This window comes from Nibricoccus aquaticus (assembly GCF_002310495.1).
Taxonomy (GTDB): domain Bacteria; phylum Verrucomicrobiota; class Verrucomicrobiia; order Opitutales; family Opitutaceae; genus Nibricoccus; species Nibricoccus aquaticus.
In genome coordinates, this window is record NZ_CP023344.1 from 1,288,485 (window position 1) to 1,309,576 (window position 21,092).

Annotated in this window: 16 protein-coding genes; 7 read left to right on the top strand and 9 right to left on the bottom strand. The window is 64.1% G+C overall.

What is annotated here, in order from left to right:
- Window positions 1-55: 55 nt before the first annotated feature.
- Window positions 56-1,483 carry a nitronate monooxygenase gene (locus tag CMV30_RS05465; RefSeq protein ID WP_096055077.1) on the top strand — a complete coding sequence of 476 codons (1,428 nt, stop codon included), beginning with the start codon at window positions 56-58 and terminating at the stop codon, window positions 1,481-1,483.
- A gap of 127 nt (window positions 1,484-1,610) precedes the next feature.
- Here CMV30_RS05465 and CMV30_RS05470 read toward each other — a convergent pair whose 3' ends face one another.
- The 4 genes from CMV30_RS05470 to CMV30_RS05485 form a co-directional block, all read right to left on the bottom strand.
- A complete protein-coding gene (locus CMV30_RS05470) occupies window positions 1,611-2,438 on the bottom strand; it encodes a tRNA threonylcarbamoyladenosine dehydratase (RefSeq protein ID WP_096057633.1) in 828 nt (275 codons plus the stop codon).
- A gap of 62 nt (window positions 2,439-2,500) precedes the next feature.
- On the bottom strand, window positions 2,501-3,052 hold the full coding sequence (locus tag CMV30_RS05475; RefSeq protein WP_096055078.1) for an AAA family ATPase: 552 nt from the start codon (window positions 3,050-3,052) through the stop codon (window positions 2,501-2,503).
- Entirely contained in the window at window positions 3,049-3,684 is a 636-nt protein-coding gene (gene pnuC, locus CMV30_RS05480) for a nicotinamide riboside transporter PnuC (RefSeq protein WP_096055079.1), read from the bottom strand. Before pnuC ends, CMV30_RS05475 begins: the two co-directional genes overlap by 4 nt.
- Window positions 3,681-4,484: an Hsp33 family molecular chaperone HslO gene (locus CMV30_RS05485; protein ID WP_096057634.1), complete on the bottom strand. Its 804-nt coding sequence runs from the start codon at window positions 4,482-4,484 to the stop codon at window positions 3,681-3,683. The genes pnuC and CMV30_RS05485 overlap by 4 nt, the downstream gene beginning before the upstream one ends.
- A 263-nt stretch (window positions 4,485-4,747) precedes the next feature.
- Here CMV30_RS05485 and CMV30_RS05490 point away from each other — a divergent pair, with 263 nt between their 5' ends.
- Window positions 4,748-5,434: a hypothetical protein gene (locus CMV30_RS05490; RefSeq protein ID WP_138223144.1), complete on the top strand. Its 687-nt coding sequence runs from the start codon at window positions 4,748-4,750 to the stop codon at window positions 5,432-5,434.
- 94 nt (window positions 5,435-5,528) lie between these two features.
- Window positions 5,529-5,810, top strand: coding sequence for an antibiotic biosynthesis monooxygenase (locus tag CMV30_RS05495; protein ID WP_096055081.1), 282 nt, complete (start codon window positions 5,529-5,531; stop codon window positions 5,808-5,810).
- A 21-nt stretch (window positions 5,811-5,831) separates the two neighbouring features.
- Here the strand turns inward: CMV30_RS05495 and msrA are convergent, their stop codons facing one another.
- Window positions 5,832-6,362, bottom strand: coding sequence for a peptide-methionine (S)-S-oxide reductase MsrA (gene msrA / locus CMV30_RS05500; protein ID WP_342755714.1), 531 nt, complete (start codon window positions 6,360-6,362; stop codon window positions 5,832-5,834).
- A 315-nt stretch (window positions 6,363-6,677) separates the two neighbouring features.
- Here msrA and CMV30_RS05505 point away from each other — a divergent pair, with 315 nt between their 5' ends.
- Together CMV30_RS05505 and CMV30_RS05510 are read left to right on the top strand one after the other, a co-directional pair.
- Window positions 6,678-7,055, top strand: a complete 378-nt coding sequence (locus CMV30_RS05505; protein ID WP_096055083.1) for a hypothetical protein — start codon at window positions 6,678-6,680, stop codon at window positions 7,053-7,055.
- Between the two features lie 40 nt (window positions 7,056-7,095).
- Entirely contained in the window at window positions 7,096-7,578 is a 483-nt protein-coding gene (locus CMV30_RS05510; protein WP_096055084.1) for an N-acetylmuramoyl-L-alanine amidase, read from the top strand.
- A gap of 79 nt (window positions 7,579-7,657) precedes the next feature.
- On the opposite strand, the gene CMV30_RS05515 is transcribed toward CMV30_RS05510, so the two are convergent.
- The 3 genes from CMV30_RS05515 to CMV30_RS05525 all read right to left on the bottom strand — a co-directional run bounded on the left by CMV30_RS05515 (window position 7,658) and on the right by CMV30_RS05525 (window position 18,084).
- The gene (locus tag CMV30_RS05515; protein ID WP_138223145.1) at window positions 7,658-12,370 is read right to left on the bottom strand and encodes an Ig-like domain-containing protein; all 4,713 of its coding nucleotides are present in this window, start codon (window positions 12,368-12,370) and stop codon (window positions 7,658-7,660) included.
- Between the two features lie 194 nt (window positions 12,371-12,564).
- Complete coding sequence (locus CMV30_RS05520; protein ID WP_096055086.1) at window positions 12,565-13,584, bottom strand: hypothetical protein; 1,020 nt, start codon at window positions 13,582-13,584, stop codon at window positions 12,565-12,567.
- Window positions 13,585-13,590: 6 nt separating this feature from the next.
- On the bottom strand, window positions 13,591-18,084 hold the full coding sequence (locus tag CMV30_RS05525) for a rhamnogalacturonan lyase (RefSeq protein ID WP_096055087.1): 4,494 nt from the start codon (window positions 18,082-18,084) through the stop codon (window positions 13,591-13,593).
- 336 nt (window positions 18,085-18,420) lie between these two features.
- Here CMV30_RS05525 and CMV30_RS05530 point away from each other — a divergent pair, with 336 nt between their 5' ends.
- Window positions 18,421-19,149 carry a hypothetical protein gene (locus CMV30_RS05530; RefSeq protein WP_138223146.1) on the top strand — a complete coding sequence of 243 codons (729 nt, stop codon included), beginning with the start codon at window positions 18,421-18,423 and terminating at the stop codon, window positions 19,147-19,149.
- Between the two features lie 69 nt (window positions 19,150-19,218).
- Here the strand turns inward: CMV30_RS05530 and CMV30_RS05535 are convergent, their stop codons facing one another.
- On the bottom strand, window positions 19,219-19,500 hold the full coding sequence (locus CMV30_RS05535) for a hypothetical protein (protein WP_096055089.1): 282 nt from the start codon (window positions 19,498-19,500) through the stop codon (window positions 19,219-19,221).
- 154 nt (window positions 19,501-19,654) lie between these two features.
- Between CMV30_RS05535 and CMV30_RS05540 the strand changes: the two genes are divergently transcribed.
- Window positions 19,655-21,076, top strand: coding sequence for a hypothetical protein (locus CMV30_RS05540; protein ID WP_138223147.1), 1,422 nt, complete (start codon window positions 19,655-19,657; stop codon window positions 21,074-21,076).
- Window positions 21,077-21,092 lie beyond the last annotated feature (16 nt).

The following is a 21,092-nucleotide window of genomic DNA, read 5'->3' on the forward strand; positions in this document are numbered from 1 at the left end:
CTGACCACCCTTCCCTCGCGGACCCAGTGACCGGCATTCTCATGCGCATCAGCACATGACACCTCCGATCATCATCCAAGGCGGCATGGGCGTCGCCGTCTCCAGCTGGCGACTCGCCCGCGCCGTCTCCCTCACCGGCCAGCTCGGCGTCGTATCAGGCACGCTGCTACCTGTCGTGCAAACCCGCCGCCTCCAGCAAGGCGACCCCTCCGCCGATCTCCGCCACGCCTTCGATCACTTCCCCATCCCCGAGATCGCCGACCGCGTCTGGCGCGAATTCTACGTCCCCGGCGGCCTCCCTCTCGGCGCTCCCTTCAAACTCACCCCGCTCCCCACGCTCGAGTCTCCCCGCTCGCTTATCGAACTCACCGTCCTCGCCTGCTTCGCCGAAGTCTTCCTCGCCAAGGAGGGCCACACCGGCCCCATCGGCATCAACCTCCTCGAAAAAATCCAGCTCCCCACCCTCCCGTCTCTCTACGGCGCCATGCTCGCCGGCGTCGACTACGTGCTCATGGGTGCCGGCATCCCCCGCTCCATCCCCGGCATCCTCGACGCCTTTTCACGCAGCGAACCCGCCTCGCTCAAAATCGACATCGAGGGCTCCGCACCCGACGCTCCTGACGCCCTCACCCACTTCAATCCACGTATCCTCTTCTCAACGTCAGCGCCCGCCCTGCACCGCCCGCGCTTCCTCGCCATCGTCTCCTCCGCCACCCTCGCCCTCACCCTCGCAAAGAAATCCACCGGCCAGGTCGACGGCTTCGTCGTCGAGGGCTCCGTCGCCGGCGGCCACAATGCCCCGCCTCGCGGCGCGCTCCAGCTCTCCGCTTCCGGCGAGCCCATCTACGGCCCGCGCGATCTTCCCGACCTCCCCAAATTCCGCGATCTCGGTCTCCCCTTCTGGCTCGCTGGTGCCTTCTCCTCGCGCGCCAAAATCGACGAAGCCCGCGCCCTCGGCGCCGCCGGCGTCCAGGTCGGCACCGCCTTCGCCCTCTGCGACGAATCCGGCATCTTCCCCGATCTCAAACGCCGCCTCCGCGAACTCATCCGCACCGGCTCCGCCCGCGTCCACACCGACCCTCTCGCCTCCCCCACCGGCTTCCCCTTCAAAATCGCCCAGCTCTCGCAAACCCTCTCAGACGCCGTCGCCTACGCGAAACGCCCCCGCATTTGCGACCTCGGCTACCTCCGTCAACTCTTCCGCCGCCCCGACGGCACCGTCGGCTACCGCTGCGCCGCCGAACCCGTCGCCGACTTCGTCCGCAAAGGTGGCCAGGAATCGGATACAGTGAACCGCAAATGCCTCTGCAACGGCCTCGCCGCCACCGTCGGCCTCGCCCAGACGCGCCACGGCGAAACCGAACTCCCCCTCATCACCGCCGGCGACGACATCGCCCAACTCGCCCGCTTCTTCCGCCCCGACCGCGACACCTACACTGCCGCCGACATCATCCACACCCTCCTGAATCCCTCAATCGCCTGACCCAACTCCGAGGTGGAGCGTGCCGTCCCGGCGCGCTTTCCGATGTAGGCGGGGTGCCCTCACCCCGCATTCTCCACCGCCCGCTCTCAACCATACTCCCACTGCACCAACGCAAACTCGCCATTGGTCATTGGTCATTGGTCATTTCACCGCCGCGCCCCGCGCCGGTGACGACCAATCCCACCGCCTCCTGCGCCGCCGCGAACCCAAACGCCGCCGTCACCCACACCGCCGTCCCGAAACCCGTCGCGCAATCCAGCGTCAACGCGCTCCCCGGCTCCTGCTCCGTCGAACACGTCCCATTGGCCCACGGATACACCGGATGCTCCGCCGACGACACACACCGCACCCCGTACTGATTCCCTTTCCCGCCCGCGAACCCGTGATCGCGCCGCAGCTTCTTCCTCACCAGTCGCAGCAACCCATCACCGTGCGAGTCCCCCAGATCGCCCACCCGCACCAGCGTCGCATCCCGCTTCCCACCCGCGCCGCCGACCGTCACGCACCGCAGCCCGCGCCGCACGCACTCCGCAATCAAGAGCGCCTTCTGCGTCATCCCATCGATCGCATCGATCACCCCATCAAAGCCCGCTCCTCCCAGCAGCCGCTCCGCAGAGTCCTTCGTGAAAAATTCCGTCCGCACCTCCACGCGACACCCGGGATTGATCAGCCGTACCCGCTCCGCCAGCACCGCCACTTTCGGCCGCCCCACCGTCCCGTCGAGCGCCGGCAGCTGCCGGTTCACATTCGTCACGCACACATCATCGAGATCGATCATCGTGATCGCCCCCACCCCGCTGCGCGCCAGCCCCTCGACCGCCCACGATCCGACCCCGCCCACGCCGATCACGCACACATGCGCCGCGTGCAACTTCTCCAACCCCGCGCTTCCCACCAGCCGCGCCACTCCCCCGAAACGGTTCAGATAATCCTGCGGTAGCGAAGTCGTGTCCATGACGCGCACAGCAGTGGAAGAAAATCTCCCCTCCGCAAATCCGTTCTCAACCACCGCACGAGCTACTTCGCCAAAAGCTCCGCCACCGCCGCGATTGCCCGCGCCTCACGCTCCGCCCAGCCGCCGCTGATCTCCACGAACCGCAGCCCTCGCTCCTCGAGCGTCCGCCGCCAAAGCGCCGCACTCCGCTGACGCTCCACATCGTCGCGAAAGACCCGCTGCGGATCTTCCGCGAACGGCACATCCGCCGCGCACAGCAGGTACACATCCATCCTCCGGCTCCGCGCCTCCGCCTCCGTGCGCACCCACGCCGGACACTCCCCGGGAAAGAGCAGATCCGCCCACAACACATTCGTGAGCAGCTCCGTGTCGTGAAACACCACGCGCTTCGCCTGCGCCGCCGCCGCGTCCTCGCCCGCCACCTGCCCGCGCGCGATCGCATCGAGATCGCCTCCGCGAATCGTCGCCCCGTGCTCATCCCAAAACTCTCGCACATACTCCCTCGACCACGGCTCGCCGAAATGCCCCGCCAGCTTCTCCGCAAGCGACGACTTCCCCGTGGACTCCGTCCCGAACAACGCCACGCGCAACACGCGCTTCTCACCCGCACTCATTCCCGCACTCCCTTCTCAAGGCTCGCATCCGCCTGCGCCCGCAACGCCACGCGCCATGACCGCCAGCCCGCCATCGCGAGGAAGAAATACACCGCGTACAGAAACGCCGTGTACGCCAGCTCCGCCTTCCAATACGACGCCACCGCCACCGCATTCACGACCAGCCACACTGGCCAGTTCTCGATGTTCTTCCGCGCCTGCAGCACCTGCGCCGCCACGCTGAACGCCGCGATAAACGCATCCCGCCACGGCATCTGCGCCCCCACATGCGGCGCCACCCAAAACACCCACGCCGACATCGCCGATCCCGCCAGCCCGAGCGTCACCAAAATCCCACGACTGCCCAGCCGCGTCACCGGCAGCTCCGGCGCCGCCCCGCGATCGCGCACCCAATGTCGCCAGCCCCACGCCAGCGTCACAAAAAAGAAAACCTGCACCGCCGCATCCGCCGGAAACTGCGCATCCCAAAACAACACACCTTGCACCGCCACCGCCGCGAGCCCCACCGGAAACGCCCACAGCGAACGACGGATCATCAGCACCACGCCAAAAATCCCCAGCGCCAGATTCGCCTGATCCAGCCACGTGGCCCCGGCAAACCCCGCCCCGATGGTCCGCAGTACCTCGTTCATTCCCTGCGCGCCACAAACGCCTCCATCGCCTCCCGCGTGATCGCATGCCGCGCCGCGCACCGCGGACAACGGATCTCGATCTTCTGCTCATCGCCGAAAAGCCCCTCCGCATCCTGCCGCATCACCGGTGCGAGCACCTCCATCATCCGCTCCTGATTGCACCCGCAGTGCCAGCGATAGATCCGCTTCTCCATCAGCGACAGCGTCTCCGCTTTATCCAGCTCCCGCATCCGCTCGACTGTCAGCGCCTGCATCCACGGCACATCGCAGTCGGGATGCTCCGCCACGAGCGCGAACTCTTCCTCCCCCAGCTGAAACAACCGCCCCGGCCGCTGCTCGCTTTGCGCATAAAACGCCTCCACCGCCACGAGCGGATCGGCGCCGGAAAAATTCACCGCGCTCCGCCGCTTCGGCTCACCCACCTTCACCACATCCACATAAAAAACATTCTGCTCCAGTTGCCGCACATCCTCGGCAAACACGCGCCCAGTGATCGCGCCCGTCTCATTGTCGCCCGTGAGAAACACATTCACCAGCGGCTCCTGGAAATTCATCGTCCACGCCACCATCTCCTTCCACGGCCGAGACGCGCAGTGCAGCACAAACGCCGCGAGCGCCCGCTTGAAAATCGCATCATGCTCCGGCGCCACCACGATCTTCTGCTCGCCCAGATGCAGGTAGTAATCGACGTACAACTCCGAAAAATCCGCCCGCGCCACGAGCACGTTACGATTGCGAACGAAGTGCGTGCGCACCTCCAGACCGGACTCAGCGGGATTGATCGGTTTCGATTCAGACATGCGCGTTACGGAATCCACAACCCGCCCCACCGCCAGCCCGCATTTCAAAACGTCCGCGCACTCATTTCAGCTCACACGTCGCCACCTTTCTGAAACGGCGGGGTGCTGCTTTACGCAAGAAGCGCATCCATCGGCGTAAGCAGCCCTCGCGAAAAATTTTGATCCTCGACCGCGTACAGCTCGCTACCTAGGCAACTTCCATGGCGAACGACAACAAACCCCAACCAGTACTGCGTGCAGGCGATTAAGACTCTTGGTCAAAAATGAGCGGCGTCACGCAGTCTATTTCGTCCGATTTCATTGAGCACGTCCGCCTAGCCCTCAATCTATCCGTCAGCTATTTTCGTAGCGGCAAGGGCGCACGCCAAAAAACCAACGGCTACACTCCCCACGCATTTCCAGCTTATGTTTCAGCGGTAGCCTTCGTAGAAGCTCGAGTAAATGAAGTGTGTCTGGGCCCCATGGCGCGCGCGGCATTTAGCGAGTCGCCGCTGTGGAGTATTCGTGACGACACTGTTGAGAAGATGGAGCTGAAGACTAAGCTAATTGTCGTCTCTCATCTGCTGTTCGGGTCATCATTTCGCGAAGGGGTTGCCCCATTTCAGGATTTCTCGACCTTAGTTCGCATCCGGAATGACGTCACTCACTGGAAGATGGATTTTGCCGAACCGAAATATCTTCCCCCGCTCGTCCAACGCGGAATCGCCATTTCTCATCCTGATTCCAAATCCGGCCATGGCGACTATCCGTGGCCATCGAAATTGAGTACGCTTCAAGGCATTCGCTGGGCGCACAATGTTGCGTGCCAAATACTGCGAGCATTGCACCAGCTCGTCCCAGCGGAAAAGCAGACCGAATTCGACTTCTTAATTGCTGGAGCTGAAGAGATAAGTGAACAAGCGATTGAGAAAGCTTTGGCGATCCCGCATTCCCCAATCGAAAATGCCTAAAAGCCGGAAAAGGAGGCCGGAAAGAGGGTCAAACTTTGCACTTTCTCCTCTCCGGGCAGCAGTCACTGCCCACAACGCTTCGCGCCGAAACCTCATGCAGCACGTCCTCATCATTCACGAAGTCGCCGACTACGAGGCTTGGAAAAAAGTCTTCGATAACGCCGTCGGCATCCGCCGCGAAGCCGGCGAACGCTCCTACCAGGTGCTGCGCTACGAAAACGAGCCGCGCCGCATCGTTCACTTCTCCGCGTGGACCTCGATCGCCGACGCGCGCGCATTCTTCGAATCGACCAGGCTCGTCCAGATCCGCAAAGACGCCGGCGTGAAAGCCCCCGACTTCATCTACCTCGAACAGCTCGAGTCCGGCACGCTCTAGGCCGGCGCCGCGCGCAGTCGTTCACTTCGCGAGCGCCTTCTTCATCTTATCGACCTTCGATTTCACGACGTACTGGCAGTAACCGGCATCCGGGTTTTTGCGGAAATAATCCTGATGATACTCCTCGGCTTCGTAGAAAATCCCGAGCGGTGAAATCTCCGTCACGATCGGATCTGAAAACTTCGCCTGCGCCTCGGTCTTCGCCTTTTCAGCGGCGGCTTTCTGCGCGTCGTTCGCGTAGTAGATCACCGAGCGGTACTGCGTGCCGTGGTCGTTGCCCTGGCGGTTGAGCGTGGTCGGGTCATGGACGACCCAGAATAAATTGAGCAACCGCTCCAGCGTCACCTCGGCGGGATCGTACTCGATGCGGATCACCTCGGCATGACCGGTCGTACCGGTGCAAATCTGTTCGTAGGTGGGATTCTTCCTAGCACCGCCACTGTAGCCGCTCACGACCGTTTTCACGCCCGGCACCAGCTCATACGCGCCTTCCGTACACCAGAAGCAGCCGCCACCGAGGACGAGCGTTTCAGTTTTGATATTAGGGTCCATAGGCGTGGAAGGCACGGGTGAAGCGGTCGGAGCGTTGCAGGATGTCATGCAAAAAAGTAATCCGCTGAAGAGAGCGGCGAGAACGGAGAGTTTCATCGGAGCGAAAAGAGGTTTATGCGGAATGAGACAAAGTCAAAAGAGCGGGCCGTCAGAGTGTGAAATGCTGATGATCGGAAATGAAGTTGGCGCGCTTGTCCTGGAGATACGCGCCAGCGAGCGAGAAGGATTCAACGATGAGAGGCGGCAGGCTTGTCATTTATTCCCGGTGGCGCATCCGTTTGCGAGACGACCCGGGATGGCGGGTCGCTTGCATCCATGGACTCGCTCTCGCCGCTCTTTTATTTCGCGCCGCTCTGGCTGCTCTTCGAACTTGGGCAGCTCGTGATCGGCGAGCGTTATCTCGGCATCAAACAGATCGAGCGCGGCACCGATCCCCGCGAACGCGGCCCCGGTGAACTCGTGGCGTTTCTCTGGAGCGCCGGGCTGCTGCTCTACTGGGTGTGGATGGCGCTCATGCTCTCGCAACCCATCGGCCGCCCTCAAGTCGCGGCGATGCTCGGGCTGAGCGTGCTGGGATTTTCCATCCGCAGTGTGTGCGGGCTGAAATGGGTGCTCGTCACGATGACCTTCGAAGGCGCGATCCGCATCGGCATGTTACTCTCCCTCGGGATGGTCGCCTGGCGCCGGCTGTGACGGGAAATACGGGCGGCAAAAAACCAAACGAGCGACTTCGATGACGCTGTTTCCCGAGATCGAACGCCTGTCCCCTCACTTCACCGCCGATCCCGCGCACGAAAAGCTCGGCGTCCTGTTTCACCACAGCGTGAAACCTTTCGAGGAAACCATCGCCTACATGCGGCACCCTGCGAGCGAAGTGAGTTACCACGCGCTCATCGCGCCCGACGGCACGCGCTGCACGCTCGTGCGCGACGAGCACATCGCCTGGCACGCGGGCGCATCCGTTTTTCGCGGACGCACCCGCTGCAACGACTTCCTCCTCGGCCTCGCTTTCGCGGGCGACACCTACGCCGCACCGCTCACAGCCGCCCAACTTGCCTCCGCGCATGAATGGCTCGCAGCGCGCTGGATTCTCCGCCGCTGGACGCCGGAATGGATGACCGATCACCGCCAAGTCGCGCCTGGGCGGAAGAATGACTTGAACCCGTTCGAGTGGATGCGCGTCGCAGCAATGATCGGCACGCTGCAAGTTCCCTGAGCTCCTGGATCTAGATAAAAAAGGGGCGCGTCTCTGCAGACGCGCCCCGGGGGTAACTAATCAGCTTTGAAAAGATCGCTTACGGGAGCGTGGCTTCGAGGCGGAGGAACTGCTTCGGCTGCACCGCGTACGAGACCGCCGAGCGCACCGTGACGAGTTCGGTGCCGTTACCCTGGTTGACTGCCGAGAGTTCGACCGCACCGAGCGTGCTGGAGAAGTCGAGGGCGGTGGTCACGCGGACTTCGAGGCCGACATCGCCACGGGCGATGCGACGGGTGAAGCGGAGTGCAGGATAATCAGCGCCGTCATCGGCGATGGTGACGAGCTTCACGTTTTCAACACCGGCAGAGAGCGGGTTCTGGCCGAGGATGAATTCGAGCAGGTTACCCTGGCCGTCGCCGTCCGCATCGGCCGCAGGACCTTCGAGGCCAGCGGGGAAGACATAGCCAGCAGCCCAGGCGTCGTACGCGAGCTGGCCGGAGCCGTCGCTCGTGATCGTGAAGACGAGCGAGCCCGCGTTCACGACGAACTTGCCCTTCGCGATACCGAGGCCGGTCGCGGAGAAGTCATCGGCGGCGAAGTCGGTCGAACCGAAGGTCGCGAGCGTGTAGTTCGTGCCGATCACCGCCGGTGCGGCCGGGGTGAAGGCGAACGTGTAGGCTCCAGAGGTGCCCCGGGAGAGTGCGCCGCTGATCGCTAGCTTGTCGCTGACCGCGCCGAGATCGAAGGCGAGCGTGCCGCCGGCGTTCCAGGTGAGCGAGGCGGCTGTGAGCGTACCGGAGCCGCCGATACCGGGCGAGACGACGGCACCGGAGTTGAGAACAACCGCTTTGTTGATCGTGCCGGTGCCCGTGAGCGCCCCGGAGTTGACGTTAACCGCGCCACCGGCGGCGAGGCTGCCGGTGATGGCGAGCGTGCCGTCGTTTACATCGAGACTGCCGGCAAAGGTGGTGGCGGCCGAGAGCGTGAGCTTGCCCGCACCGGTCTTGGCGAATCCACCGGCACCGGCGACGTTGGCACCGAGAGCGATGTCGAACGGCGTGCCTTGCGCATTGGCCGCGCGAATTTGGAACACGGCGGGCGTGCCAAGAACGTTGATGGCCTGCGTAGTCGTGCTCCACGGCGCGAGAGCGCCGAGAACACCGCTGTTGAGGTTCACGTTGCTGGCGAAAGTGCCGGAGCCGTTTCTCACGATGCCACCGGTGCCGATGTTCAGTTCACCGTTGGTGAGCGCGATCGTCGCACTGCCGGCCGAGGCCGTGGAGTTGTAGCCGAGGAGCACGCGGGCGGCATTGACCGTGCCGCCGGTGATCGTGAGCTCGCCCACGTTATTCACGTTGCTGCCGGGGTTGCGCGATAGGATGAGGCCCGTGGCCGGATCAGTGATGTTGAGTTCGCCGCCCAGGACGCGGAGCTGACCGCCGCGAGCGGAGGTCGCCTGGAAGCCGACGTTGAGTTCGCCGGTGACGGTGATCTTGCCGCCTTCGACAGACATCGCGCCCCAGGAATTACCCGTGCCGAGGCCGACGGTGCCGACGGTGGATTCACCACCTTGGATCACGAGACCGACACCGAACATGTTGGCGGCGTCGCCACTGCGCTGGAAGGAAATGTCCGTCGCGGTCATCGTGCCGCCGGTGACCTTGACCATGCCGTTGCGAGCGTTGCTTGGGATGATCTTTTGGAAGCTGGCGGTGCCGCCGCTGACCACGACGCCGACGCCGGTGCCAGAGACCATGGTAACGTTACCCGGTGTGCTGAACGAGCCGCCGGCGACACGCAGTTGTTGCGAGACCGCGATGCTGACCGAATCAGGCGTGTAGGAACCGCCCTCTCCGATCTGCACGATACCCTTGGTGATCGTGAGCGGACCGGTGATCGTGGCGGGTTTGGTGATTTGCAGCGTGCCGACGCCGGTCTTGGTCAGACCGCCGGAACCGGCGAGCACGACGTCGAGCGTTGACGGATACGCGGAAGCGGCGGGAACGTCGGCAGTATCTCCCGTCGGCGTGGTGGCGGCATTAACCTGAATGGTCGGTGCGGTGCCCGCGAGCGTGAGGATATTGGCGGCACTGCCGTTGTTAGCCAGCGTCCAGGTGCCGCTGGTGGTGAAGTCGGCGTCGCCGAAGACCACGCGACCGACAGTGCGCGGGGAGTCGAGCTGAGCGACGACGTTTTCATCGATGTCGCGCGTGGCGAAATCTGCGGTGGTACCGGAGCCGCTGGCGATGACGCCCGCTTCCCAGTTGGCCGAATCACTCCAGAGTCCGCCTGAGTCGGTATTGGTCCACACGCCGGAACCGGCGAGACGGATGGTGTAGAGCGAACCGCCGGTGTAGGCGGTGTTGCTGACGTTGCCGGCGTAGTCGGTGATGTTGGCGGAGGCGAGGCGGTCGAGGCGGATGGTGCCGTCGCCGCTGGCGCCCGTGATCGTGACGTCGTAAACGCTCGGCGTAACCTGCACGACCGAGGAGATGGTGCCGCCCAGGGAAGTCGGCGACTTGGTGAGCGCGAAGTCGGTCGCGTCAACGTTGATGACCGGCTCGTCCATGTTCACGCGGAAGACGATGGTCGAGGAGGTCGTTGCCGATGTGGCCGGATTGTAGCGGACGATCGAGGGGATCGTGGGGCGGGCGGTGTCCACCGTGACGAGGAAAGGCGCCGAGGCCGGACTGGAACTGCCGCCGCTGGCCGCGGTGGCGGTGAACGTGTACTGGCCCGAGGCGAGCGTGGTGCCGCTGTAGTTGAAATTCCAGACACCAGAGCCGTTCGCGGTGGCGCTGCCGATCACTCCGGTGCCGACGCGTGTGATGGCAATCGTGGAGCTGGCGGGAGCGGTGCCCGTGAAGTTGAGCGTGGTGTCGTTGGTGATCTGGTCGGTCGCAGAGAGTCCGGAATCGGTGCTGATGCCGGTGAAGACCGGCGAGGACAACGCGGTGTTGACCGAATAGAGGCCGGAAGCGGCACCGGTGTTGCCCGCGAGGTCGGTGGCGGTGGCAGTGAAATCATAGGCACCGGGAGGAAGCGGAGCACCCACGTAGCTGGCCGACCAGTTGCCCACGCCATCGGCGGTGGCCGTGGCGACGATGCCGACACCGACGAGTTCCACGGAGACAGTTGAGAAAATCTCGGCCGTGCCGGTGAAGGTATAACTTGGCGAGGTGACCAGGCTGGTGATGACAGGCGTGGCGGGCGCGGTGTTATCAACGTTCACGATGAGCGTGGGTGTGGGGAGCGAGAATGAGCCACCACCGAAATCGAGCGCGGCCTTGAACCCGTAGTAACGCTGCGGAAGGACGACGCTGGTGTAATCGAAGGACCAGTTGCCCGAGCTATCCGCGACAACAGAGCCAATCACGCCGGTGTCGATACGGGAGACTTGAACAGTGGCTCCCGCGGGAGCCACACCGTTGATCACAAGCGAGCCGTCACTCGTGATCTCATCGGCGGAGGAAACGCCGGTATCGGTGGCAACACCCGAGATGGCGAGCAGAGGAACACCGACGTTGGCGAGGGAGTTGATGTAATTCTCGATGTTCGTATAGCCGTCTCCATCAATGTCGCCGTTGTTGTCGGCCAGGGCGGCATTGGTGCCGGCAGCTTGCTCCCACCAATCGGGCATGCCGTCATTGTCGGTATCGATGACCGCCGTGGGCGCGGGGGCGACGGTGCCGACGCCGCCGACTTCGCTTTCGTTATAGATCTGCTTGCCCAAGGTGCCGTAGCTGAGGAGCTCGGTAATCATGTTCGTGTCGACCGAGTCGCGAACGAGCGAAGCGCCGGCATACGTGGCGATGTGCTGGAGCGACTGCTCGGGCGTGAGCAGGATCAGCGGAGCGGGATACGCGAAGGGCGTGTTGACGAGCTGCAATGTAGGGAAGCTCGCATCGGTGACCGTCGTGCCATCGAGCGTGCCATCCAAGTCGAGATCTTCGCGGTTGTTCGCGTGGTAGAGGCGGTAGTTTTCGTTGCCGGTTTTGAACGGCGATGTGCCGACGCCGGAATCGAAGCCGCCGACGTAATAGTTGCCGATCATGTTGGCGAACGTGTCGCCCGCAGAGTCACCGGCCGGAATGTAACCGCCGCCGCTGCCCCAGTTGTAGACGACGTTGTTCTGATAGTCGTTCACGCCTTTGATCTTTGGATTACGCATCCAGTTATCGATGTAGAGCGTGCGGAAAATGCTTACGCCTCCGCCCGTCTGGACGAGACCGCCGGCCGAGTGGACGAGCAATCCCTGGCCGACGATGCAGTCCTGGAGCGTGATGTTGGCAACACTGCCGCCGCTGATGGAGAAAGTTTCGTCGCGTCCCCACGAAGCGGAGACGTGGTCAAAGATCATGTCGCGGCCCGAGGCGATACCGACGGCGTCGGTGCCGCTATCGCCGTTGATACCTTCGCGGATGCGGATGTAGCGGCAGATGGTGTTGTTCGCGTCTGAGAACGACACGCGATTACCGTAGATCGTGATGCCGCCGCCGGGCGCGGTCTGGCCGGCGATGGTGATGTTGCTTTTGACGACAACGGCACTGTTGATGCGGATGATGCCGCCGACATCGAAGACGACGGTGCGGTTGGCCACGCTGACGGCGTCACGGAAGGAGCCGGCACCGGAGTCGTTGAGGTTGGTGACGCGATAGACGGTACCGCCGCGACCGCCGAGGGAGTTGGCGCCAAAGCCTTCGGCTCCGGGGAACGCGGGGATGGCGAAGGTGGAGGCGGTGCCCGCGGTGAGCGCGAGGGCCGCCAGCAAGGCGCGGCGGAGCGTGGGGGGGACGATACGGTGATGCATGGAGAGGGTCGCTGACAGGTGTGGGTCGGGATTCGTTTTCTCCGGTGATGCGGGAGAAACGAAAGAGGGGAAAAGCGCGGCCATGTGTGGCGGGCGCGAGGGTCACATTCAGGTCGTTTTCAATCGGACAGTCTGGGGTCCGGGAAATAAAAGAGCGCGCCGGATAAGGCGCGCTCAGGAGAGCAAAAACAGCGTTAGAGGCTGAAGGGGCGGATGATCAGGTAACCGGCGTCAGCTTTCTGACGGCCCACGAGCAAGGCTCCTTGAGCGGGCAGGAAAGGCGTCGCTGAAATATCTGTGGAGCCGCCGGTCAGATACCAGGAGGCGCCGTCGGCGCGGAGGTAGTTGATCTTGTAGGTGTCTGAGGCGCTGTCGTGGACGCGCAGCGTGTCGGCCTGGGCGGAGACATCCGCACCGGTCCAGCGGATGGTGGAGGCTTCGAGCGGATCGACAAAGGCACCGATCTGCACAGCAGAGAGATCGAGCGGGAAGCCCGTGGCGAAACTCTGGATACCAGTCTTGAGCTTTTTGCGGAAGACGTTCGTGCGCACGGCGCCGAGGTGGCTCCATTGTTTGGAGCCGGAGCGAAGGACCACGATCACGCTGGTATCAGGAGCGATGACGAGGGCGCTCTGATCGGCCGAGGTCGGGGAGCTGCGCCAGGTACCGTCGGTGCGGAGATAGTAGGTGGTCTGCCCCGTGGGGCCGCCATAGATGCGAACGCCGTCTGCCTGGGCATTAGCCGCGTTACCGACGAGCGCGGGGGAGAACATGGCGCCGAGTTTGGCCAAGGTCACATGCGGGCGAACGACGGCGCGGGCCTGGGCGAGGACATCGACGAGGAGCGTGTTGCTCGTGCTGTTGGAAGCGGCAGCGAGATCGAGTGTGGCAGTGCCGGAGCTGATCGTGGTGGCGGTGTTGAGGTCGAAGCGTTCGCCTTCGAGCGGGCCGCTGACGATCTCGACGTAGTATTTTTCACCCGTGGTGAGCGCAGCCGCGAGGCCGGTGGTCTCAAAGGTGAGCGTGCTGGCGGAGTTCGCCGAGATGCGGCCGGCGAACACGTCGGAGCTCAGGGGGAAAGCGAGGCCGGCGGTGCTGGTGGCGATGGACGAGGTCATGGCGCCGTAGGGCGCGGAAGTAACGGTGGTACCGGCCTGGGCCGACAATGCGGCAGCACAGAACGCGGCCAGCAGGGTGATGCGATGCGTGGTCATGTTAATTTAGGGAAGGGTAACGAAGAGGCGGAGAAATTGACGGGGTTCCTGCGTGAAGGACACCGAAGAACGAACGATCACGAGTTCCGTGCCGTCGCCCTGCGGCGTAACCGACACTTCGACGGAGCCAAGCGATGTGGCGAAGTCAAGAGCCGTGGCGGCACGTGACTCAATCTTCACATCGCCGCGCGCGATGCGGCGGGCGTAGCGAAGCGCCGGATATTCCTGGCCGGCGTCGGTGACTTTCACGAGCGAGACGGCATCGGGGCCGGCAAGCGTCGCGTCTCCGCCGAGGATGAACTCGAGCAGGTTGCTGGAGCCGTCGCTGTCAAAGTCGTCGGACGGTCCGTTGAAACCGGCGGGCAGGCCGCTCGTCGCAACCCAGGTATTAAAGGCGTTCCAGCCGGAGCCATCGCTCGTGATGGTAAAGGTGAGCGCGCTGCCCGTGACGGCGAAATCGCCGCGCACATAACCGAGGCCGGTCGCGGTGAAATCCGAGGCGGCAAAGTTGGTGGAGCCGAAAGTCGCGAGCGTGCGAACGTCGCCGACCGCTGGGGCGGAAAGCGGTGTGAAGGCAAACGTGTACGCGCCGGCCGAGCCTTTCGTGAGCGCGCCGGTGAGCGCGAGCAGGTCGCCGGAAGCACCGAGATCGAGGGCGATCCGGCCGCCGCCGTTCCAGGTGAGCGAGGAACCACCGAGCGTGCCCGCGTCGCTGATACCGGGCGACACGGAGCCGCCGGAGTTGAGCGCAATGGCTTTCGCCGTCGCCCCGTTGCCTGCGAGCTGGCCGCCGTTGATGGTGACGCTGCCGCCTGCGGCCAGGCTGGAACCCGTGCCGAGGACGAGCGTGCCGTCGTTGATCGCGACGCTGCCGGCAAAGGTGTTCGTCGCAGTCAGTGTCAGCGCACCCGCGCCAGTTTTCGTGAAACCGCCAGCGCCGGAGAGCACACCGTTGAGGGTGATCGCACGCGCGGTGCCGACGGAATCAGCAGCGTTGATCACGGGCACATTGGTCAAGGTCATGGGCAGCGTGGTGGACCAGGAAGATTTTGCTCCAAGGGTGCCGCCGGTGAGGTTGATCGCGGTGGTGTAGGTGGTGGAGGTCGTGCCTTTGACGAGGCCGCCCGCGCCGATGTAGAGCGCGCCGGAGCCGCTGAGGTTGAGCGTGCCGGAGCCGGCGACGACCGCGTTATCGAAGCCGAAGGTGAATTTCTCCACCTCGCTCACGCCACCGCTGAAGTTGGCGTTACTCGGATTGCCCGAGGCCCGGGTGAGGATGATGCCGGAGACGGCGTTGGTGGAGCTGAATGTTCCGCCGGTGACCCGCATGCCGCCGCCGCGCGTGGAGCTGGCGTTATTGCCGACGGTGATCGCGCCGGTGGCGGTGAGGGAGCCTCCTTCGACGGACATGGCTCCGGTCGAGTTGTTATTACCCAGGAAGATCGTGCCGACGGTCGAGGTGCCGCCGCTGACGATGAAGCCGCTGTTGTAGTCGACAGTGGCCGCAGCGTTGCGGCGGATGTTGACGTCGGTCGCGGTGAAAGTGCCGCCGGTGATGCGGACGGTGCTGCCGCTGTCGTTGTTGGTGCGGATGCCGCCATTGAGCGCGACCGTACCGGCATCCACACGAAGGATACCGGGGATGGTGTTGCCGCCGCCAAGGGTGACAAGGCCGCCAGAGGTGAAGCTGCCGCCGTTCACGAGAAGAGTGGAACCGCTGGTGGTGGTGACGTTGGCGGTGTTGGTGCCGCCAAGCGCGAGCGCGCCTCCGTTGTCGATGCGCAGGGTGCCGCCGGTGACGTTAAGAACTCCGGTGACGGAATTGGCCTTGTTCAACACGAGCGTGCCGGCGCCGGTCTTCGTGAAGCCATCGGTGCCGCCAAGGGCGGTCGAGAGCGTGGCCGTCGCGCCAGTGCCAAGCGTGCCGACGGTGATGGCCGGGCTGCCGCTGGTGACATCGAGCGTGAGGACGTTGGCGGAGTCGGCGTTATCGTCGATGATCCAGCTCGCGGGAGAGGTGATGTCGGTGTCGCCAAACGTCAGGCCGCTGAGTGTGCGTGGCGCGTCGAGCCGCGCGGTGTTGTTGGCGGTGAGATTGAAGTTACCGAAGATCGGGATGGCTCCGACGCCGCTGGCGACGACACCGCCGTCCCAATTAGCCGCATCGCTCCAGAGGCCGCCGGTGGCCTGGTTTATCCAGGCGAGAGTCGCGCGGTTGTAAATCTGTCCGGAGGTGAAACCGCCGACGATCGGGGTGGCGTCCGCGAGAGAAACAATCCCCGTGCCACTGGCGGCAAGGTCGAGGCGGATCGTACCGGTGCCGGTGATACTGCCGACGGTGACATTGTACGCGACGGCGCTGAGCGGCGTGACCGTCGTGACGCTGCCGGCGATATTGCCGGTCGTGGAAACAATGAAGTCCGCCGTGTTCACACCACTGACAGGCGTGTTAAACGTGACACGGAAGGTCACACTGGAGGCACCGGTGCCGGCGGGAAGTGGATCGTGACGATTGATGGAGTTGATCGCAGGCACGGGTGAACCCAGCGCAGCCAGCGAGGTGACAATGTCCGGCGCGGGCGGCGGAGTCATACCGTCGCCGAGGAAGAAGCTGGGGTGCGGGGGCTGGTTGTATCCGACATTCTGCCACGCGATGGCCGTACGGTACTGACGGTCGTGCATGAGCGTGACTAACCGATGAACGGTCGGGATCGTCGTCGTGTAGATGCGAAGCTCGGTATTGTCGTTTGAGCGCAGGACGAGTTCCTCGCGCCAGTCGCCGAGGATATCGGCAGAGAGATTGGGCGTGGCCTTCGTGCTGTTATTGGAGCCTGCGCCGGTGGCCGAAAGCAGCGTGGTGCTGTTGTTGGTGGTCCAGTTCCATTTGCTGATGGTGGTGCCATCGAGGATCTCGCGAAGTAGGTCGCCATCCCACCAGGACATGAAATTCATCTGGCCGGGGCGGGAGGCACTGATCTGGGTGCCGTTGGCAGCCATGAGTCCGCCGCGCGAGGCCCACATTTCATATCCGAGGTAACGCGGATCGATGTCGCCAGCGACACCGCGGCCGATGTCCACGCCCTGCCCGCTCACACCGAAGATGAGCGCGCCAGTGCGTGCATCGCGAAACTCGCCGCCGTTCCCGCCGTAGCTGCCTGGATCTTCGTGAACCATCCAGACTTCGAGGCCGGGACGGGTCGGGTCCATATCGCTCAGGTGAAGCGCGTCGCCATGGCCGAGCTGCGTGGAATAAAGACCGGTGCCGTCGTCGTTGATCGCGGCGGCGCCGTAAGTGATCTCGTCGCGACCATCGCCATCGACATCGCCGACCGTAAGCGAGTGAGCACCCTGCCCTCTCCACGCGGCATAAGGCGCATTTGGAGCGCCGGCATCCGTGTCGAAGGTCCAGCGTTGCGTGAGTTGCCCGCCCCGCCAGTCCCAAGCGACGATAACTGCACGCGTGTAGTAGCCGCGGCACAGCACAATGCTCGGCCGCTGGCCGTCGAGATAGGCGACACCTGCAAGGAAGCGGTCCACGCGATTGCCGTAGTCGTCGCCCCAAGCGGTGACATCGCCGCTCGCAGGGTTGTTGTTACGCGGCACGACATAGTTGGTCGTCGCCAGTTCGCCGCCAGTGAGACCATCGAATACGGTGAAAAACTCCGGCCCCGTCAGCACGTAGCCGCCCGCGTTGCGGTAGTCGGCGTTGTGGTCGATCGCGGCGGTCGGCGTGCCGAGGAACTTTCCTGCCTGGCCGATGAACGTGCCCGTGCCGTCCTTTGTGTTCGGCGCGGTTTTGCAGACGAGTTCGGCGCGGCCGTCGCCGTCGAAGTCATACACGAGAAACTGCGTGTAATGGGCGCCTGCGCGGATATTGCGGCCGAGATCGATCCGCCAGAGTCGCGTGCCATCGAGCTTGTACCCATCGAGGTAAACGTTGCCGGTGTAGCCCGACTGGGAGTTGTCCTTCGAATTGGACGGCTCCCACTTCACAATCATCTCGTACTCGCCGTCGCCGTCCAGGTCGCCGACCGAAGAATCACTGGCAGTATAATCGTAAGCCTCGCCCGAAGGCGTGGTGCCGCCCGCCGGAATTTGCAACGGCAGCGAGAGGTAAGGCTTCACCACAGCGTTAGCCGCGAGCATGAAGACAGAACCGGCCGCCTGCTCGACACCGCCGACGATCGGCGCGATCGAGTATGCGTTCGTCTGCGTGAGGTCTGCCGTGCTGTCCACCAGGTGCGTGGGCGCGGTCAGCGGCGAACTATTGACCAGCACCGCAGCACCGCCGCCCGTGGAGCGATAGACGTTAAACGACACATCCGCCGCATCCGTGCCGAGCATACGCCAGCTCACGAACACATCGGTCGAACTGGTGCGGAGCGCGACCGTGCCGCGCCCTAGATTTTCCATTAGAGAAGGCGCCGCCGTGAGCGACAGCGCGAGGAGCGAAAATCCGCACAACCGGCGGAACGCGACAAACCAGGACGAGGTTTTCATAAAAGCGAAAGGGAGGAGGGACTCCTGCAGGCACACGCGATGCGGCCAGCCGGAACATGGAAGCGAGAAACGAAGCGGGGTTGGGTGATCTGAAAAATGTCTCCAAACAAACCATGGCGGTCCGAAAGGAGATTAAGAAAAAGCTGCGGACCTTTTTGCCTGCCACCTGCGCCACACAACCAAGCCAGCGTCTTACAGTCAGTAGTTGCTGACTTGTACGCGTGCCCCGCGAAAGCCTCGAACAACTTTCTCGCTGCAACCGCCCGCAAACACAGCTGTCTCTGCCGCTTCGAACCATCGTCAACCGACACGCCACCCAGCTCGCTCCACGCCCTCATGACACGCCCCACGCTTCGCTTCAGCTCCACGCCCTCTCTCTTTGCCGCGCTTGCCGCTGCACTTCTCCTGCTCGCTGGATGCGCCGCGCCCTCATACCTCGTCCGCGTCGATGCGATTAACGACCCCGCTTCCGCGCCCGCGCTCCGCACCTATACGCTCGCCTCCGGCTCGAAGGATCTCGATCCCGCCACCCTCCAGTTTCGCGAAGCCTCCGCCTTGCTCCGCAACGCCCTCAACCGCCGTGGCTACACCGAGGCCCCCCTCCCCGCCGACGCCGCCCTGAACATCACCATCGCCTACGGTATCGGCCAGCCGGAGACGCGCACCGTCACCTTCTCCACGCCTGTTTACGCCGAGCTCGGCGGCGGACGCGTGCAAACCGTCACCAAAACCACCGACGCCACCGGCAAAACCTCCACCAGCACCCAGACGCGCATCATCCCCGGCCGCTACGAACGCGTCGGCAACGACGTCACCACGAGCACCTACACACTCTATCCCAAACACCTCGCCCTCTCCGCCCGCGAAGCCAACTCCCTCACCGCCAGCACGCCTGAGATCTGGAACGTCACCGCCTATTACCAGAGCGCGAGCCCTGACCTCCGCGGCGATCTCCCCATCCTCGTCACTGCGATCGAGCCCTCCATCGGCGAAAACACCGGCCGCGTCATCAACGTGCGGATCATCGAGCAAGAAGGCCGCCTCGTCCGCGAACCCGCGAAATAATTTCGCCCCCTCTGCCACTCACCGCCATCGCGCAACGCCCACCGCGTCGCCCGGATCACCTCGCCGCACTCACGCCTGGAACCGCCGCGTCTCCGCCTTCGACACCGGCTCGGCAAACGACTCCCGGAAAAACTCCTGCGCCGCCGTCACGAACGCCGCGCACTTGCTGTAATCTCCCACGCACGAATTCGGCACGCACAGCCGCTTGATCACCCCTTTGCCGATCTTGTCCGCCGCCTCCGCGTCCGGCACCAGCTCAACGGAAAATTTCGGGTCGCGCGTATGCACGACATAGTGGTGGGTTTTCCCACGCACCTCCCGCTCGATCCGCATGAAATGAGCGAAGTCCATTGGCGTAACCAGAGCACAACAAGCGCATGCCTCCTTGGAAACGCCAAACTCACCTCACCCCCACACCGATCCACCCGCCAGTTTCACACGCCCCGCCTTTGGCCTTGAGATAAAAAATCTCCCGCCGCACAAAATCCTCACTCGCTGCGCGCCTATGAATCTCACCGACGAGGCCCCGAAATTAAACCCCTGGCCCTTCATCGTCGGCGACGCCGTCCTCCTCGGGACCGCCGCCCTCATCGCGAGCCAGTCACCCGCCCCGCTCACCGGCGCGCCGCTCATCGCCACCGCCGGCTGCGTCGCCCTCGGTGCCGTGCTCGCCTGCGTCCCTTTTCTTCTAAACTACACACGCCGCCAGGATCTAGCCCTAGCCGAGCGCCAGAGCGAAATCGCCGCCCTCGCCCGCACCACCGCCGAGTCCGCCGAACAACTCGGCATCGCCGCCCAGGGCCTCCACGCCATCGCCGACACCGCGAACAAAGCCCTCAAACACGCCGACCAGCTCCCGCAGAAACTTCAGGAAAAAATCAACGACTTCAAAACCCAGCTCAACGAAGTCGCCGTCACCGAAAACGAAGTCCTCGCCCAGGAGGTCAACACCCTGCGCACCTCCGAGATCGAGCGCCTCGAAACCGCCTTCGCCTCCGTGCGCAAAACCGCCGCCGAGCTCACCGCCCTCGAGACCGCCACCCGCCAGCACCTCGCCGACCTCAACCAATCCCTCACCCGCTTCTCCGCCACCGCCGAGCGCACCGCGACCGACACCACCGCCGCGCTCGCCGCCAGCCGCGCCGACGCTGAACGCTCCCTCGCCTCCGCTCAAAAATCCGCCACCGCCGCCTTCGAACGCGCCGTCTCCACCGCCCTAGCCTCCCTCGAAACCCGCCTCACCGCACTTCCGCTTCTCGCCGCGCCCGCCGCATCCAGCATCGCGATACCCACAAATACAGACGCTCCAGCCGCCACCGTCCCCACGCTCGCCCCCTTTACCCCGGCCACCACCCCACCGATCTCCGTCCCCGAAGAAACGCCCCCGCCCTCCGCGCAACCCACCGACTTCGAACACGCGCCCGAGGTCTCCCTCGCCACCTCCCACCCGCCTTTCTCTGCGCCAGCGCGTTCCGTCAGCCCTCCCACGCTCGCCGTCACTACCGACGACCCCGCCGCGCCTGCCCGTAAACGCCTGCCGCGCAAATCCCTCCTCCGCGACGACGACCAGCCCTCCCTCGGCCTAGACCTCGCCGACCCAGCTCCACATAACGAATACAGCCAGCTCGCCCCCGACGACACCGCGCCCCCCGCCGCAGTCTCCTCCGACGGTTTCACCCGCCTGCTCGTCACCGCTTACATCGGCATCGGCAACAAACTCTTCGTCCGCGGCGAAGGCCCCGGCCTGAGCTGGGAAAAAGGCTCCCCCCTCCAGTTCGTCTCCATCGGCAAATGGCGCTGGGAGACCCCCGACGCCACCGAGCCCCTCACACTCCGCCTCTACAAAAACGACGACCAGGAATGCACCGCCCTCGGCGAACTCACCCTAGCCCCCGGCCACCAGCAGGAAGTCCGCGCCAGCTTCTGATCTCCGCCTGGCACGC

Bases quoted from the DNA above. Each gene is read 5' to 3' on its own strand.
- msrA (WP_342755714.1), bottom strand. From the start codon at position 6,362: ATGGACCCTAATATCAAAACTGAAACGCTCGTCCTCGGTGGCGGCTGC.
- CMV30_RS05520 (WP_096055086.1), bottom strand. From the start codon at position 13,584: ATGACCACGCATCGCATCACCCTGCTGGCCGCGTTCTGTGCTGCCGCA.
- CMV30_RS05505 (WP_096055083.1), top strand. From the start codon at position 6,678: ATGGACTCGCTCTCGCCGCTCTTTTATTTCGCGCCGCTCTGGCTGCTC.
- CMV30_RS05535 (WP_096055089.1), bottom strand. From the start codon at position 19,500: ATGGACTTCGCTCATTTCATGCGGATCGAGCGGGAGGTGCGTGGGAAA.
- CMV30_RS05475 (WP_096055078.1), bottom strand. From the start codon at position 3,052: ATGAGTGCGGGTGAGAAGCGCGTGTTGCGCGTGGCGTTGTTCGGGACG.
- CMV30_RS05465 (WP_096055077.1), top strand. From the start codon at position 56: ATGACACCTCCGATCATCATCCAAGGCGGCATGGGCGTCGCCGTCTCC.
- CMV30_RS05525 (WP_096055087.1), bottom strand. From the start codon at position 18,084: ATGAAAACCTCGTCCTGGTTTGTCGCGTTCCGCCGGTTGTGCGGATTT.
- CMV30_RS05540 (WP_138223147.1), top strand. From the start codon at position 19,655: ATGAATCTCACCGACGAGGCCCCGAAATTAAACCCCTGGCCCTTCATC.
- CMV30_RS05495 (WP_096055081.1), top strand. From the start codon at position 5,529: ATGCAGCACGTCCTCATCATTCACGAAGTCGCCGACTACGAGGCTTGG.
- CMV30_RS05485 (WP_096057634.1), bottom strand. From the start codon at position 4,484: ATGTCTGAATCGAAACCGATCAATCCCGCTGAGTCCGGTCTGGAGGTG.
- CMV30_RS05470 (WP_096057633.1), bottom strand. From the start codon at position 2,438: ATGGACACGACTTCGCTACCGCAGGATTATCTGAACCGTTTCGGGGGA.
- CMV30_RS05510 (WP_096055084.1), top strand. From the start codon at position 7,096: ATGACGCTGTTTCCCGAGATCGAACGCCTGTCCCCTCACTTCACCGCC.
- CMV30_RS05490 (WP_138223144.1), top strand. From the start codon at position 4,748: ATGAGCGGCGTCACGCAGTCTATTTCGTCCGATTTCATTGAGCACGTC.
- pnuC (WP_096055079.1), bottom strand. From the start codon at position 3,684: ATGAACGAGGTACTGCGGACCATCGGGGCGGGGTTTGCCGGGGCCACG.
- CMV30_RS05530 (WP_138223146.1), top strand. From the start codon at position 18,421: ATGACACGCCCCACGCTTCGCTTCAGCTCCACGCCCTCTCTCTTTGCC.
- CMV30_RS05515 (WP_138223145.1), bottom strand. From the start codon at position 12,370: ATGCATCACCGTATCGTCCCCCCCACGCTCCGCCGCGCCTTGCTGGCG.